This is a genomic window from Alginatibacterium sediminis (assembly GCF_003610775.1).
Lineage (GTDB): Bacteria > Pseudomonadota > Gammaproteobacteria > Enterobacterales > Celerinatantimonadaceae > Alginatibacterium > Alginatibacterium sediminis.
The window spans coordinates 61,497-76,511 of sequence record NZ_RAQO01000009.1 but is presented as its reverse complement, the minus strand read 5'-3'; the positions used below and the strand labels follow the sequence as shown (position 1 = coordinate 76,511).

The window sequence follows — 15,015 nt, the reverse complement described above, 5'->3', positions numbered from 1 at the left end:
CTTTGAGCGCTTTGCTACTACTTTCTATGCCAAGCCAAGTAATTGTGGCAAGAACATCGAAATGGGTGGAAAAAAAGTAATCAAAAAGATAACTGCAATTTCAACGGCAAGAAAAGGCAGAATTGAGCGGGCGATAGACTCGACCCTTTCGCCAGATACGCTAGAGGCGACAAACAGCACCAACCCCATAGGTGGTGTTGCCAAACCAACGGTTAAGTTGACACTCATAATGATCGCAAAATGCACCGGATCGATTCCGATTTGGATGAATATTGGCGCTAAAATTGGGCCCAAAATGATAATCGCAGGGCCAGCATCCAAGAACATACCGACAACGAATAGCAAAATATTAATCAGAAACAGCAGCATTAGTGGATTATCACTAACACTAAGCACCCAAGCGGCCAGCTGCTCAGCACTGTGACTAAGACTCACAACCGTTTTAAATGCAATCGCAGAACCGACTAACAACAACACCACCGCCGAACCTTTGGCAGACTGATTTAGCAAGTGAGGAAGTTCACTAAATTTTACTGTTCGCATTACAAATAATGATAAAAACAGAGCATAAGCAACAGCAATGGCGGATGCTTCTGTTGGCGTGAAAATACCACCAAGGATGCCACCCAAAATAATGACAGGCGTCATTAAAGGAAGTATTGCGTGCTTGGTTGCAACCGCACGCTCCGGCCAAGTTTTACGCTTACTAGCAATAGGAAAATCATATTTTTTGGCCATTATTGCCGTTACGCCCATAAGGCCAAGACCAACCAACATGCCTGGTATCACACCCGCCGCGAATAAAGCTGCAACAGACACTTCCATGGTGTAGGCATAGATAATCATAATGCCAGAAGGCGGAATGATCGGCCCAATCACCGAAGAAGCCGCTGTAATTGCTGCAGCAAATTTACGGCTATACCCGTTTTTTTCCATCGCGGGTATTAACATGGAACCTATGGCAGAGGTATCTGCAACTGCCGAGCCCGACAAACCGGCGAACAACATGCTCGACATAATATTCACATGTGCCAGACCGCCGCGAACATGCCCAATAAAGGCTTGAGAAAAATTCACTAATTGCAGTGTAATTCCGCCTTTATTCATCAATTCTCCCGCTAACATAAAGAAGGGAATTGCCATTAAAGGAAACGAGTCGATACCGTTATAAATATTCCGGAAAAGCATAGGCACATCGCGCGCCATATCTGCAACCAACAACATCGATGCGGGCGCAAATAAAGTCGCAAAAAATACCGGCATTCCGATTAATAGTAGGATCAAAAATAGAGGTAGAAATAGAGTTAACATGCGTCATCCTTTACGCTGTTTGGTCCACGATTGAACAGACCTAAAAATTCAGCTAGTACCAGCTCAAGACTGACTACAAACATGGATCCAAAACACACCGGCATTGCCAAATAAATCCATGCTCGAGATAAGTGGAATGACGCAGCGCGTGTTCGAAAACCACGTTCAAAAAAATCGATACCCAACTGCGTCAAGCGATACAAAATCAACATCGCAATCACGGCCAAAATCAACTTCAAGAAATGTCTTACTTTGTTGGGTAGGTAGTCATGCAGCATTTCAATTGCTACAAAAGAACCACTGCGATAAGCGCTTGCAGCAACCAAGGCCATCATCCAAATCATTAGCGCTCTTGCGACTTCTTCGGGCCAGGGCAAGGCATCGTTGAGAATGTATCGGAAAAAGACTTGCAGCAAGATACTAGCCACCATTAAGGCAACTAATACCCAAGCTATTGAAGCACCAATTTTGGCAAATAGTTGGTTTACCCAACCGAGGCCACTATGCGCTTTTTCGAGCATCGACAGCATTGCCGTCTCCTTTTGCTCTGCGGCAAGCTGATTAAAGTTGCCGCTGGAACTATGTGTTTGATTAGACATAAATTGAAATGCAGCTTACGGCACTTCTTGCCCGGCAGCTGCTGTCCAAATCTCGAACCAGGTTTCACGGTCAATTGAAACGTTCAAGGCATCGGACAAACCTGAAATTCGGTCCAAGTTGTTCGTTCCCATGACCACAGCAACATTAGCTGGAGACTGCAACAACCAAGCCGCAGCAGCTAAATCTATGCGACCAGAAAAATCAGACGCCACAGCTTCTAGCAATGGGCGCACTCGCATCGCTGCTGCACTATCGCCAAATATGGCTCCACCAGCTAAAGGCGACCAAGCCATAGCCCGCATACCATCGCGTTGCATAGCACTGAGACTACCGTTGGTGAACGCATCACGTTGCAAAACGCTCATCTCAACTTGGTTGGTAACCAAAGGATGACGCATATGCATTTGCAATAAACGCCAATCTTCAGCTTCAAAATTTGAAACACCGGCGCTGCGGATTTTGCCACTATCGATTAAGGCATCTAAACAGGCGCCCGTTTGCGCATAATCCATCAGCGGATCCGGACGATGGATTAACAAACTATCTAAGTAATCGGTATTTAAGTTGAGAAGACTTTGTTCAAGACTCGCTTCGATATAAGCCGGGGTGGTGTCGTAGAACTTGACCCGTCGTTTTGGAAAGTTATCACTAGTAATAGCAATGTCACATTTACTAATGAGCTGCATGCGTTGACGTAGGCTCGGGTCAGCTTTAAGGGCTGTACCGAATAAGGCTTCACAACGGTAATCGCCATATATATCTGCATGATCAAAACTAGTGATGCCTTGATCTAAACAGCGGTCAATTTTAGCGCGAACATGCTCAAGACTGGTATTGCTATCGTCGGCCAAACGCCAAACGCCGTAAACCAGCTGACTAATCATGACGTCACTACGACCTAATGCTAATTGTTGCACTAACTTTCTCCCTAAATTGCTTCTTTAATATCTAAGGTAAACTCAAACTGATAAGGCTCACCCTAGCAATTTGAGATCACCATGTAAATGAATTGTAAATGAATTGTTTGAACCAAAGCGCATTTTTCTGTGATATTCTTTTATAAACAAAAAACAACATTAAAAAACTGTGCCTAATTCTAATCAACGTCTTCCTATCTATATTCAAATCGGTGAACTATTACACCGAGAAATCGCTGCCGGGCAATGGCAGGTTGGTCAGCGCTTACCGGTTGAAGCTCAATTAGCCCGACAGCTTGGTGTTGCTGTTGGTACGCTACGAAAAGCCCTCGCAAAACTGGAACAAGAAGGCCTCTTGGAGCGTCGCCAGGGCTCCGGAACTTACGTAAAACGTCCTCCTGAAGGTGGTGCCATATACCAGCTGTTTCGTCTCGAGTTGCTTGAAGGTGCGGGTATCCCTCATGCCGACATTTTAAGTATTGATGCGCAAGCCAATCCCGAAATTGCGACAAGCTTAGGCTTGGAAGACAATAGCCAAGAATTGTGGCGAATTCGCCGCCAGCGTTTTATCAACAAAACTCTAGTCGCAGCAGAAGAAATTTGGATCGACAAAAGCCACGACCCTAAGTTAGAGCAACGTCGACTCCACGAATCTCTATACCATTATTATCGCGAAAACTTTGATTTTTGGATAAGCCAAGTAAGCGATAAAGTAAGCTGTGCAAGCGCTCCAGATTGGGTGTGTGAACAACTAAATCTGGAAACGGCTAGCACGCTTGGATTAGTTACTCGCGAAAGCCGATCCAACCGCAACCGTATTGAAGAATTCTCTATCACATGGTTTAACCCAATTGTCTGCCAATACGTGAATCGAATTGCTTAGTCTTCCTTAATAGCAATCGAAGCCAAAATTCGCCGCGGCCCTTCAAAAGACTGGCGAGCGTGTAATACCGTATGGTTATTAATCCATAGCACATCACTATGTTGCCACGGGAAATTCACGCATAGCTCATTCATTGCGCTCTTGGTTTTTTCAATAACTGATTTGTCCAACCGTTCACCAGAGCCGGTTACTACCGCCGTCTCTCCGCTATTGCGACTGTCGTTCCAACCGGTATAAACCGCTACCATGGCGTTGAAAAAAACTTTTCGCTCAATTTCGTCGTCAAACCGGATCGCGTCCAATGTTTTGGTAATTGTTTTTAAATCGCCGTTTTCAAGCCACTCCCAATCCATACCCGCTTCTTTAAGTCGCTCTTCTGCTTGTTCTTTGTTATCGACAATGAAGGTCTCTTTCCACGAACGACCAATCGGTGAACTATTATCCGTTTGTTCTGGCATGACCCGAATATAACGGACCCCTTCTCGCTCTATCTTTTGCGCAAACTCAGGATCAATCGCTTCAAAGGCTCGATAGATTTCGGCTGAGTGTAGAATTGAGGTTGCTCCACCGCTTTGTGCGGCAATGTCACAGTAGAAGAATATATAGCCCGGCGGTTTGGGAACCTGTGCCATTTCATGGTGGAAAGGAATCTTTTCACTTGCCGGCGCTTCGTTAGCGGTGATGACTCGGGTTTTAGTTACTTGAGTCCGAGGTGCTGCGCCTCCAACATATTCCATATTGGTGTAATCACTGTGATCGAGCATGACCTCAAAAGCTTCTGAATCATCAACTGGAAACCCGCGGAAAAGCAGCGCGCCATGACTTATCAACAACTCATGAAGCTGAGATTTGTTTTGTGCAATCCAAGAATTAAACTGCTGCTGACTAAAACCTTGTTGACTCTCATCAGGTGAGATAACTAGCGGAAATACTCGTCCATCAATTGTTTTTTGTTCAGCGATTGAGCCGAAATGCACAGCCATGTTCGATCCTTAGATTCAAAAGGGCAACGCCCGGTTAACAGATTTAACCAGAATGTAACTTAGCTCGAAGCACATGTAAATCAATAGTGAATGAATTATATATTTTAGTATCGTAATGCGTTGAAGATCACATTTTGAATCACGACAAGGCTTTGATTTCGACTTTTATAAGCGCTGTTTAATGATTTGAGCTCGGATTCAGTGGACTTCGATTGAACTTACGCCCAGTAACAGGTAGGTTTAAAGCACAGCTTGAACCATCAATAGCACCATGACCTTAACACCCATCGCTGAATCACCTCTGTGGTTGCATTATTTACGTCAACCTGACGCAATTGCGCTTCAATTAAGCAACGTTAACTATAGCTACCGCCAACTCAGTGAAATGGTGGCTAGGATTATTGCGCAACTTCAGCAACAAGGCTTAAAGCCCGGCGATCGAATTGTTTGCATCAGCGAACGTCAACTGATACCGCTACTACTTCAGCTTGCATGTTTACATCTTGGCACTATCTTTTGTCCGTTGAACCAACTATTGCGGCCTCAGCAATTATCCTTGTTAGTCAAAAACCTGGACGCAAACAGTGGTTACTTTGAGAAGTCTAGTTTTCAGTGCGCACAACAGGTTCTAGAATTAGATCCATTTCAAGGCGAGTTCAGCTTAGAAGAGCTTCAAGTTGGACTGCATTGTGAACGACCATTAAGTATGGTTCATACTTCAGGTAGTAGTGCACTCCCAAAAGCAGCAGTACATTGCTGGAAAAATCACTATTTTAGCGCCTTAGGAAGCCAGGCTGTCATCCCCTTAAGTAAAAACGAACGCTGGTTACTCTCCTTGCCTTTGTATCACATTGGCGGCCTAGCGATTGTTTGGCGCTGTCTGTTGGCCGGCGCGACTGTGGTTCTAGGTTTTCATCTAAGTCCATTGATCGAACAACTTAAGCAGCAAAGTGTCAGCCATATTTCACTGGTACCAACCCAGTTGTATCGGCTATTAACAGCCAAGCAGTTTTTACCCGATAGACTCAAACTTAAACATATTTTGGTTGGTGGGGCACCCTGCGCTGATACGCTTTTAGACGCGTGCGTCGAGCGAGGTTTCTCAGTGTATAGCAGCTATGGGAGTACCGAGATGAGCTCTCAAATAGCGACTCGAAACCATCAAAGTTTGTCCGCTGGCTATCAAATTCTTCCGCATCGTCGCGTTAAACTTCTGGACGACGAGATTTTGGTAAAAGGTGCATGTTTATTTATGGGTTATTGGCAAAATGGACGCGTAATCGCCCGTCAAGATGAAATGGGGTGGTTTCACTCTGGTGACATCGGCCAATTATTGGGCAACTTTTTGCAAGTGAATGGCCGCTGCGACAATATGTTTGTGAGCGGCGGTGAGAATATTCAACCAGAGGAAATTGAAAGCCTGCTGTACCAACAAAGTGAAATTGAACAGGCTTTTATTGTGGCACAACGCGATGCAGAGTATGGGCAACGCCCTGTATTGTTCTATCAATCAACGGGCGATATTACATTGCAACAAGTAAGAGATTACTTAAAACCACACCTACCTAGTTTGAAGGTTCCAATTGCCAGCTATCCTCTCCCCAGAGTAGAAGGTCTAAAGCACTCTAGAAAAAATCTAGCTGAGCTTGCAAATCAGTACTCCCAACAACACTTGGACAATGTCTAGAGAATGACAAAACGCGCTTATTGCGACAGCTGTCGCTCGGCCCAACGTTTATGCTTTTGTGATCAATTTAGCTCTCAAGTTCATCGACATAGCGTTACTATTATACAGCACCCCGATGAAGCTAAGCATGCAAAGGGCAGCGCATGGATGTGCGAGCGGGTCTTGGACAAATGCCAAATTATTGTTGGGGAGCAAGCCGCAGATTTCCAAGAGTTAGCAACTCTAGTTGCTAGTCAAGAACAGCACTGGGCCTTGCTATACCCGAGTGAATTCAGCAAAGGATTGGTCAACTACAATGCTTACGATGTTAACAAACACGCAGAGCAAAAATCGAAATTACCTGAACATTGGATAATTATTGATGCGACTTGGCGCAAAGCCTACAAGATGCTGCAATTGAATCCATGGTTACATGCAATACCACATTTTCATTTTGAGAACGCCCCCCCAAGCGCTTATACCATTCGTAAAGCCCCAAGTGAGCATCACTTATCAACCTTGGAAGCTGTTGCATTGTTACTTGAAAACATTGAAGACTTTAATGGTACAACGCTACGTCAATTGTTAAAAACTCGCATAGAACAACAACAACAACATATGTCACCCAAAGTATTGAAGCGCTACAAAACTAATTAACACTGTTAAATCAATCAGATGCATAGAAACACAATGACCATACAATAAATAGGTTGATATTTATAGGTGTCATTGTTAAAAAACAGTTAACTTTTGTAATCAGTGTGGTATATTGAAGTTAAGTCGGAGGTCGCATTAAGTGAACCAGGCGACAACACCAAAGCATTGGCGTTGTGCCCCCTACACATTCTGCGGTATTGGCTGAACTAAATAATAAAAATAATTTTCGTACGAGCCTTTAAATACGTACAACCATGACATAGCGTCACTGTTAAAAAAACCTCAGCTTGCTGAGGTTTTTTTTGGTCTTCAATTTGTCTCTTTTCAATGAGATGCCAAGCTTACTTTTCCCATTTCTACTAATTAGTTGGTCGGCATTAGTCGCATAAAAATTGCTTAGATCAAGAAAAATCTAAGTTGCATGTTGACCTAATGACACTGTATTTGACGCAGATAAAAGTGATTGAAGCCGACTAAGCTGATTAAATAATTACTTGGATAGGTACTACACTGCGAAACCATTTATACCTCAGACTTATCATCTAGCCAGGGTTGAAGCTTAGCCCATAAAAAAGCCCTTACACGAACTCACTCATGTAAGGGCTGATATCAATCTACTTGTTTATATTTAGCTATTGAAGCCATAGAAATCAGGGAATACCAATATCGAGCCGAGCACCAACATCTGCAACAATATAAACGGAATAACACCTTTATAAATATCCATGGTTTTGATTTCTGGGGGGGCAACCCCTTTCAGATAAAACAGACTAAAGCCAAAGGGCGGGGTTAAGAACGACGTCTGTAGATTCATCGCAATCAAAATTGCAAACCAAGTTAAGTCAATTCCCAATATTTCTGCGATTGGGTACAACATTGGTACCACAATGAAAGATATTTCTACAAAATCAATAAAGAAGCCCAGTACCAAAATGACCAACATGGTAATGATTAAGAAGCCCCACTTTTCTCCTGGCAAGTTAAGCATGATTTCTTCAATTACTTCTTCGCCGCCAGTGTATGAGAACACCATTGAGAATGCCGTTGCACCGATGAAAATAGCAAATACCATCGAGGTTACTTTAACGGTTTCCTTAGCCGCCTCGAAGATAATTTTCCACGAAAACTGACGATAGATAACCGATAACAGAATCGCCCCAACACCACCAATCGCCGAAGATTCAGTTGGTGTCGCAATCCCATAAAAGATTGAACCCAGAACCGCGATAATCAATGCCATTGGTGGCGCGATTGCTTTAAACGCGGCAAAACAAGGCTTGAGACCATGCCCGGCAGACTCACTTTCAGGTAAGGCAGGCGCAGACTCAGGTTTTAAGAAAGCGAAAACAAGTACATAAAGAATAAATGCACCAACCAACATTGCACTTGGTAACAAAGCGGCTCGGAACAAGTCACCGACAGGAACACCCATAACATCACCAAGGATGATCAAGATGATTGAAGGTGGAATGATTTGACCCAAGGTACCAGAGGCACAAATAACACCAGTGGCTAAACTCTTGTCATATTTGTATTTGAGCATTACCGGTAGCGAAATTACGCCCATCGCTACAACCGATGCACCAACTACGCCGGTTGACGCAGCCAACAAAGAGCCCACAAGAATTGTCGATACCGCGACACCGCCACGAATTCGACCAAACAATTGCCCCATGGCTTCAAGTAGTTGCTCAGCTAAGCGGGTTTTTTGTAGCACCACTCCCATAAAGATAAACAGCGGAACTGCCATCATTACTGAGTTTTGCATAATACTCATGATGCGATAAGGCATGAATGCAAAGAGATCTAAACCTTCGGCAAAAATACCAAACACCAAGGCCACGCCACCAAAAATGAATGCTACCGGAAAACCCGTTAGCAACATCAACAGCGCAACCGCGAACATAATAATACCAATCATTGGAAATCCCTTTTACGCCGTTGGCTGCCGAATTATAAGTAGGTTTTTTAGCAACATCCCTAAACCACTAAGGGCTAGAGTGAAGGCCGAAATAGGGATCATGGCCTTGATCACCCAACGATGGGGCAAGCCACCTGGATCGCCACTGGTTTCACCTAATGAGTAGGACTCCAGCGCAAAATCATAGCCAAACCAAATGATAAGTCCTGAAAATGGCAGTAGGAAAACCACGCATCCTAGCGCATTAACCCAAGCTCTTTTTTTAGGACTGAATTTCTCGTATAAGACATCAACTCGCACATGGCCTTCGTCTTTTAGGGTATAAGCGATACCAATCAAAAACATAGATGCAAACAAATGCCATTCAAGTTCTTGCATTCCGATAGAACTTGCGTGAAAAAAGTAGCGCGCCACTACATCGTAAAAAACATTGATAAGCAATAGGATCATCAGTACTGACGATAGCTTACCCAATAAATCGGAGAACCGATCTAAGGCATGCTGCAGACTTTCCATTGTCTGTAACTCCAAGTCGAATGAGAGGGGGATAGAACTAAGGCTACTTTAAACTAAAGTAGCCTTGGGGTGGAGCTTATTCAGCTACGCTTTCTAGATAACCGTATTCTGAGATGTCAGTCCATACGCGAACTAGTTTCAGATAGTCTTGTTGAGATTTGATGATTTTAGCAGCTTGCTCATCTTCAGCAGCCTTTTCTAACAAGATTTCGTCGTTGGCTTTCTTGATTGCAGTAATAACTTCCGCAGGGAAAGTTTTAACTTGCACATCAGGGAATTCAGATTTCATGATTTCCCAGTTTTTAGCGCTTTCTGCATATGAATGTACATACATGTCGTAAGCAGCTTTGCGCATTGCGACTTTCAAGATAGCTTGTAAATCAGCAGGTAGAGCTTCCATCTTTTTAGTATTAGCGATGAACATCAACTCTGTTGCTGGCTCATGCCAACCCATATAGTAGTACGGTGCAATTTTGTGGAAACCCATTCGTAAATCGAGTGATGGACCAACCCACTCCAAGGCGTCAATCGTATTACGCTCAAGTGAGGTATATAGCTCACCTGCTGGAATATTTACTGGTGTTGCGCCCAACTTGGCAAGTACTTCACCAGCGAAACCAGGAATACGCATTTTCAAGTTTTGTAGGTCATCAACACTGTTAATTTCCTTTTTAAACCAACCACCCATTTGCACACCGGTGTTACCACCAGGAAATGCCATCAAGTTATGCGGGGCGTAAACTTCATCCATTAATTCTTGACCACCGCCATATTGGAACCAAGCATGTTGCTCCATAGCCGTCATACCGAAAGGCATAGTAGTGAAGTACAAGGTATTAGGCACCTTGCCTTTGTAGTAATAACTTGCCGAGTGGCCTAAGTCATATTGACCCGTTTTCACCATATCGAAAACACCGAAAGGCGCTTTATGCTTGTTAGACGAGTCAACTCGAATCTGCAAACGGCCGTTAGACATTTCTTCTGCCATTTTGACCATGTTTTTCACTGAATCACCAAAGATAGGGAAATTAGGACCCCAAGTTTCGGCAAGTTTCAATTTATATACTTCTTCTGCTGCATATGCGCTTGAACTAGCGGCAGCAAAAGCTACTGCAAGAACGGTGTGACGAAATAAAGACTTCAACATTGTTAGAGCTCCGTGTAGGTAGAGGTAGTTTCCATTATTGTGCTGTTATACTCAGCGACTACACCACCATGTTAGCAAGTTGTTATATTTTTAACATCCGCCAATGCACGGCTTTTTACTACGTAGATCCACGTAGATGCTATACTTTTGTCAAACTCAAACACAGATCACAACTTATTTTTTGCACTTCAGTATACCATTGAGTTTTCTCGCATAATTCTCCAATCGAGCCTGTATTTATGTTTTCTCTGAAGTTCAAAATCATTTTACTATCGATTGTTCCACTGATTGCGGTAACCAGCTTGATCGCTACGTTGGTTTTATATCAAAGTCAGGTGTTAACCAATCAGCAACGTTCACTATTACAAGATAACATTCTTGAAAACAAACGTGCGGAGCTCAGAAATCACATCAGTCAGGCGTTAGCCTCCATCAATGAAATCTATCTTGATAATAGCCTTGATCCCAACGTCGCTAAGCATCAAGCCAAGCAAATCATTAACCGCTTACGCTTTAGTAACGATGGCTATTTCTATATTTACACCCTTGAAGGCGTTAACTTAGTCCATCCCATAAACCCGGAATTAGTTGGTGAAAACCTTTGGGATTACCAAGACAGCCAAGGCACCTTTCTAATCCAAGACCTAATAGCACAAGCCAAAGCCGGTGGCGGTTATAGTACTTATTTATGGGAAAAGCCAAGTACGGGTGAGCTGGAAAGAAAACTAGGCGTCGTTACTCTGCTCGATAAATGGCAATGGATGCTTGGCACCGGCGTCTATTTAGATGAAATTGATCGGGTTGTCTCCAAGCTAGACTTACAAATGGAAGCGAATATTGAGCGCACTTTCAGTTGGATATTTTTCGTTTGTACGACGGCAATGGTGCTCATTGGCGTGCTAGGTGCCAGCCTCAATATAAGTGAGCACAAGCTTGCCGATAAGAAGCTCAAACAACTGACTAAGCGAATTATCGACTCGCAAGAGCAAGAACGCACACGAGTTTCACGCGAACTACACGATGGTATCAATCAATTACTGGTTTCAATAAAATATCGTCTTGAGACAGCTACTGAATGTGAAGGAACATCAGAAGTGGTGACGGAAAGTCTGCAGCATGGCTTAAGCACCATCAACGAAGCCATTGGTGAGATTCGCCGAATCTCTAGAGACTTGCGCCCCTCTATTCTAGATGACTTAGGCTTACACGCAGCCTTAAACAGCCTTTGCCAAGAATTCGAGCAGCGCACCGGCATCGATCTTTTTTTCGAGTCAAATATCGAAAATCTTGAGCTATCCGAAACCGTAGAAACAACCTTGTACCGTGTAACCCAAGAAGCACTTCAAAATATCGAAAAACACTCTAAGGCAGACACCATCGATATTCATCTGCAAGCAAGTCCCAAACAATTAAAAATGAGCATACAAGACAACGGCTGTGGTTTTGATGCTCACAAAGCGCGGCGGCGAAAAGAGCTTTCTCCACATGGTAATGGATTTGGATTACGAAATATTCGGGAGCGGATCGCATTTATCGATGGAATAGTTGAAGTAAAGAGCCAAGTCGGTCAAGGTACGCAACTCAAAGTACAAGTACCCTTAACTATCCACGGTACTAATCAGGCACTGGCTCAGCCTATTATGGAGGCTCAATAATGATTCGAATTTTGCTGGTTGATGACCATCCATTGGTGCAAGATGGTCTACGTATGCGCTTAGAGGCTCAAGAACAATTTGAAGTCGTAGGCGTTGCCGAAAATGGCGAAGAAGCCTTCGAAAAAGCCTTGTTGTGGCGCCCAGATATTGTCTTGACTGATATTAATATGCCTCGGCTAAATGGTATCGGCCTGTTAGAAAAACTATCGAAACATTGCCCCAATTGTAAAACCGTTATTCTCAGTATGCATGACAACCGAGAGTACATTGAGAATGCGATGAACAATGGTGCAAAAGGCTATCTATTAAAAGACATCGCGTCTTCAGAACTGATCAACGCTTTGATTGGGGTCGCTAATGGCGGCAGCTATTTCAGCGCAGGTGTTAGCCAAATAATGTTTGATAAAAATAGTGCAGGTGCGACCAAAGCCGCTTCGCTGACCAAACGTGAAGAAGACGTACTGCGTTTGTTAAGTCAGGGCAGTTGTAACCGGGTCATTGCCGAATCTCTGTCGATCAGTATTCGAACCGTAGAGACCCACACCCTAAAAATTAGGCGTAAGTTGGAACTCGAGAATTCTGCTGCGATGATGAAATACGCGATTGAAAAGTACCCTAACCATTAAGCTCCAATTCTTTTTCACTAAGGAACTAGTTTGGAAACATAAGGGACATTGCGTAATTTGTCCTTCCAAGGCAATCCATAACCAACCAGTAGCTCATCATTCGGCATTTCAAACCCAAAATATTGCTTCGCTTGTATATCGACTCGACCAGGTTTCACAAACAATGTCGCTACTGATAGTGATTTGGGTTGGTAATTATCGCCTAAAAACTCGATGAGACGTTTCATGGTTCCGCCAGATTCAATTGCATCATCGACAACTATCACATCGCGCCCAGCAATGACTATGTTTTGATGGTAAACAATCTGAGATTTGTTTTGCTTATCGCCAGGAATATGCGGGCAAGAAATATAATCCATACTAATATCAATTTTAAGTTCGCGTACCAAATCGGCGGTAAACAGAATGCCCCCAGGTACCACAGAAATAACAACAGCGTGTTCAAAATGCTGGTTTAGCTGCTGCGCAACACTAGTCACTCCTTGGGCAATATGTTTCTGGCTTAATACTAATTCACCGACATGCTTACTTTGCATATTCCACACTCCTCACTTAGTACTCAAGCTGGCAAACTATTGACATGGTGAGTTGTCACATGCAATTGAAAGTACAGTGCAGGCTTTATCAACCCACACTGCATTGTTGGTTTATATACTTAAGCCCATGACTGCGGCTAACCCTTCCCCATACTTTTGATCGGCTTGAAGAGCATGTTTGATATGTCGGCGTTTAATCGCTTCTGAAACACCGTCCATCGAACGGGCTGTATTCTCAAAAAGGCGCTGTTGTTCATCACTCGACATAATACGGAATAGATCTCCAGCTTGAGAAAAGTAATCAGTATCTTCGCGGTGATCCCAATGCGTTGCCACGCCCTGCAATTCTAGCGGGGGTTCACTGAACTCAGGTTGCTCTGCCCACTCTTGCTGCTGATTTGGCTCATAGCCTATGGTGGAACCATAATTACCGTCAGTTCGCATAGCTCCATCACGATGATAGCTATTTACTGGGCAACGCGGAGCATTGACTGGAATTTGATGGTGGTTCACACCCAAGCGATAGCGCTGGGCGTCACCATAAGAAAACAGCCGTCCTTGCAACATACGATCCGGTGAAAAGCCAATACCCGGTACTACTGCCGCTGGATTGAAGGCTGATTGCTCAACTTCTGCAAAGAAGTTCTCTGGGTTTTTGTTCAACTCAAAAACTCCAACATCGATCAGCGGGTAGTCGGCATGCGGCCAAATTTTAGTCAAATCGAATGGATTGTATGCGACAGACTCTGCTTCTTTCTCGGGCATAATTTGAACCTGTAATTTCCAACTCGGGAAGTTACCTTTCTCAATGCTCTCATAGAGATCTTTTTGGTGGCTTTCTCTATCTTTACCAACCAAAACCTCGGCCTCTTGGTCACTAAGATTCTTAATGCCTTGCTGGCATTTAAAGTGAAATTTAACCCAGTATCTTTCATTTTTGGCATTTATGAAGCTAAAGGTATGGCTGCCAAATCCATGCATATGACGATAGCTTGCAGGGATGCCACGATCGCTCATTACGATGGTCACTTGATGCAGCGCTTCGGGAAGCGAGGTCCAAAAGTCCCAGTTACTTTCAGCACTACGCATATTAGTGCGAGGATCTCGCTTAACAGCATGATTTAGATCTGGGAATTTCATCGGGTCACGTAAAAAGAATACCGGGGTGTTGTTACCCACCATGTCCCAGTTACCTTGCTCGGTATAAAACTTCAGCGCAAAGCCGCGAATATCACGTTCGGCATCTGCTGCGCCACGCTCCCCGGCAACAGTTGTAAATCGAGCAAATAACTCAGTTTTTTTGCCAATTTCAGAGAATATTTTGGCTTTAGTGTACTGACTTATATCATGGGTTACGGTAAAGGTTCCATAAGCACCCGAACCTTTAGCATGCATGCGCCGTTCTGGTATAACTTCGCGATCAAAATGGGCCATTTTCTCCAAGAACCATACATCTTGTAAGAGCTGAGGACCACGTTTCCCCGCCGTAAGAACATCTTGGTTGTGGGCAACCGGGCAGCCGGCAGCAGTAGTCAATTTCTTCATGATTACTTCCTTTTAGGTATAAAATGAGAATCATTGTTATTCGAGAAACTGG

At 43.8% G+C, this 15,015-nt stretch carries 14 protein-coding genes; 5 read left to right on the top strand and 9 right to left on the bottom strand.

Annotation, left to right across the window (positions count from 1 at the left end):
- Positions 1-24 precede the first annotated feature (24 nt).
- From DBZ36_RS16700 to DBZ36_RS16690, 3 genes are read right to left on the bottom strand one after another with little or no spacing between them, the layout of a single operon-like run.
- Entirely contained in the window at positions 25-1,311 is a 1,287-nt protein-coding gene (locus DBZ36_RS16700; protein WP_120356112.1) for a TRAP transporter large permease, read from the bottom strand.
- Positions 1,305-1,910, bottom strand: a complete 606-nt coding sequence (locus DBZ36_RS16695; protein ID WP_199711906.1) for a TRAP transporter small permease — start codon at positions 1,908-1,910, stop codon at positions 1,305-1,307. The genes DBZ36_RS16700 and DBZ36_RS16695 overlap by 7 nt, the downstream gene beginning before the upstream one ends.
- Before the next feature lie 15 nt (positions 1,911-1,925).
- Positions 1,926-2,828: an aldo/keto reductase gene (locus tag DBZ36_RS16690; protein WP_199711905.1), complete on the bottom strand. Its 903-nt coding sequence runs from the start codon at positions 2,826-2,828 to the stop codon at positions 1,926-1,928.
- Between the two features lie 169 nt (positions 2,829-2,997).
- Between DBZ36_RS16690 and DBZ36_RS16685 the strand changes: the two genes are divergently transcribed.
- Positions 2,998-3,711 carry a GntR family transcriptional regulator gene (locus DBZ36_RS16685; RefSeq protein WP_120356111.1) on the top strand — a complete coding sequence of 238 codons (714 nt, stop codon included), beginning with the start codon at positions 2,998-3,000 and terminating at the stop codon, positions 3,709-3,711.
- Here the strand turns inward: DBZ36_RS16685 and DBZ36_RS16680 are convergent.
- Entirely contained in the window at positions 3,708-4,694 is a 987-nt protein-coding gene (locus tag DBZ36_RS16680) for a TauD/TfdA family dioxygenase (RefSeq protein ID WP_120356110.1), read from the bottom strand. The two genes, DBZ36_RS16685 and DBZ36_RS16680, sit on opposite strands and share 4 nt — an antisense overlap.
- 271 nt (positions 4,695-4,965) lie before the next feature.
- Here DBZ36_RS16680 and menE point away from each other — a divergent pair, with 271 nt between their 5' ends.
- Positions 4,966-6,381, top strand: coding sequence for an o-succinylbenzoate--CoA ligase (menE, locus tag DBZ36_RS16675; RefSeq protein ID WP_120356109.1), 1,416 nt, complete (start codon positions 4,966-4,968; stop codon positions 6,379-6,381).
- 3 nt (positions 6,382-6,384) lie between these two features.
- The gene (locus tag DBZ36_RS16670) at positions 6,385-7,017 is read left to right on the top strand and encodes a tRNA-uridine aminocarboxypropyltransferase (protein ID WP_120356108.1); all 633 of its coding nucleotides are present in this window, start codon (positions 6,385-6,387) and stop codon (positions 7,015-7,017) included.
- 628 nt (positions 7,018-7,645) lie between these two features.
- Here the strand turns inward: DBZ36_RS16670 and DBZ36_RS16665 are convergent.
- The 3 genes from DBZ36_RS16665 to DBZ36_RS16655 all read right to left on the bottom strand — a co-directional run bounded on the left by DBZ36_RS16665 (position 7,646) and on the right by DBZ36_RS16655 (position 10,601).
- Positions 7,646-8,938: a TRAP transporter large permease gene (locus DBZ36_RS16665; protein WP_120356107.1), complete on the bottom strand. Its 1,293-nt coding sequence runs from the start codon at positions 8,936-8,938 to the stop codon at positions 7,646-7,648.
- Positions 8,939-8,950: 12 nt separating this feature from the next.
- A complete protein-coding gene (locus DBZ36_RS16660) occupies positions 8,951-9,454 on the bottom strand; it encodes a TRAP transporter small permease subunit (RefSeq protein ID WP_120356106.1) in 504 nt (167 codons plus the stop codon).
- A gap of 76 nt (positions 9,455-9,530) precedes the next feature.
- Complete coding sequence (locus DBZ36_RS16655; protein WP_120356105.1) at positions 9,531-10,601, bottom strand: TRAP transporter substrate-binding protein; 1,071 nt, start codon at positions 10,599-10,601, stop codon at positions 9,531-9,533.
- 239 nt (positions 10,602-10,840) lie between these two features.
- Between DBZ36_RS16655 and DBZ36_RS16650 the strand changes: the two genes are divergently transcribed.
- Both DBZ36_RS16650 and DBZ36_RS16645 read left to right on the top strand, forming a co-directional pair.
- Positions 10,841-12,256: a cache domain-containing protein gene (locus DBZ36_RS16650; RefSeq protein ID WP_120356104.1), complete on the top strand. Its 1,416-nt coding sequence runs from the start codon at positions 10,841-10,843 to the stop codon at positions 12,254-12,256.
- On the top strand, positions 12,256-12,882 hold the full coding sequence (locus DBZ36_RS16645; RefSeq protein WP_120356103.1) for a response regulator: 627 nt from the start codon (positions 12,256-12,258) through the stop codon (positions 12,880-12,882). The genes DBZ36_RS16650 and DBZ36_RS16645 overlap by 1 nt, the downstream gene beginning before the upstream one ends.
- Positions 12,883-12,899: 17 nt before the next feature.
- Here DBZ36_RS16645 and DBZ36_RS16640 read toward each other — a convergent pair whose 3' ends face one another.
- On the bottom strand, positions 12,900-13,418 hold the full coding sequence (locus DBZ36_RS16640; RefSeq protein WP_120356102.1) for a phosphoribosyltransferase: 519 nt from the start codon (positions 13,416-13,418) through the stop codon (positions 12,900-12,902).
- A 111-nt stretch (positions 13,419-13,529) separates the two neighbouring features.
- Positions 13,530-14,966, bottom strand: coding sequence for a catalase (locus DBZ36_RS16635; protein ID WP_456057504.1), 1,437 nt, complete (start codon positions 14,964-14,966; stop codon positions 13,530-13,532).
- Positions 14,967-15,015: the final 49 nt, after the last annotated feature.

Coding starts and splice junctions, on each gene's coding strand:
- DBZ36_RS16680 (WP_120356110.1), bottom strand. CDS start 4,694: ATGGCTGTGCATTTCGGCTCAATCGCTGAACAAAAAACAATTGATGGA.
- DBZ36_RS16695 (WP_199711906.1), bottom strand. CDS start 1,910: ATGTCTAATCAAACACATAGTTCCAGCGGCAACTTTAATCAGCTTGCC.
- DBZ36_RS16640 (WP_120356102.1), bottom strand. CDS start 13,418: ATGCAAAGTAAGCATGTCGGTGAATTAGTATTAAGCCAGAAACATATT.
- DBZ36_RS16700 (WP_120356112.1), bottom strand. CDS start 1,311: ATGTTAACTCTATTTCTACCTCTATTTTTGATCCTACTATTAATCGGA.
- DBZ36_RS16660 (WP_120356106.1), bottom strand. CDS start 9,454: ATGGAAAGTCTGCAGCATGCCTTAGATCGGTTCTCCGATTTATTGGGT.
- DBZ36_RS16645 (WP_120356103.1), top strand. CDS start 12,256: ATGATTCGAATTTTGCTGGTTGATGACCATCCATTGGTGCAAGATGGT.
- DBZ36_RS16650 (WP_120356104.1), top strand. CDS start 10,841: ATGTTTTCTCTGAAGTTCAAAATCATTTTACTATCGATTGTTCCACTG.
- menE (WP_120356109.1), top strand. CDS start 4,966: ATGACCTTAACACCCATCGCTGAATCACCTCTGTGGTTGCATTATTTA.
- DBZ36_RS16670 (WP_120356108.1), top strand. CDS start 6,385: ATGACAAAACGCGCTTATTGCGACAGCTGTCGCTCGGCCCAACGTTTA.
- DBZ36_RS16655 (WP_120356105.1), bottom strand. CDS start 10,601: ATGTTGAAGTCTTTATTTCGTCACACCGTTCTTGCAGTAGCTTTTGCT.
- DBZ36_RS16665 (WP_120356107.1), bottom strand. CDS start 8,938: ATGATTGGTATTATTATGTTCGCGGTTGCGCTGTTGATGTTGCTAACG.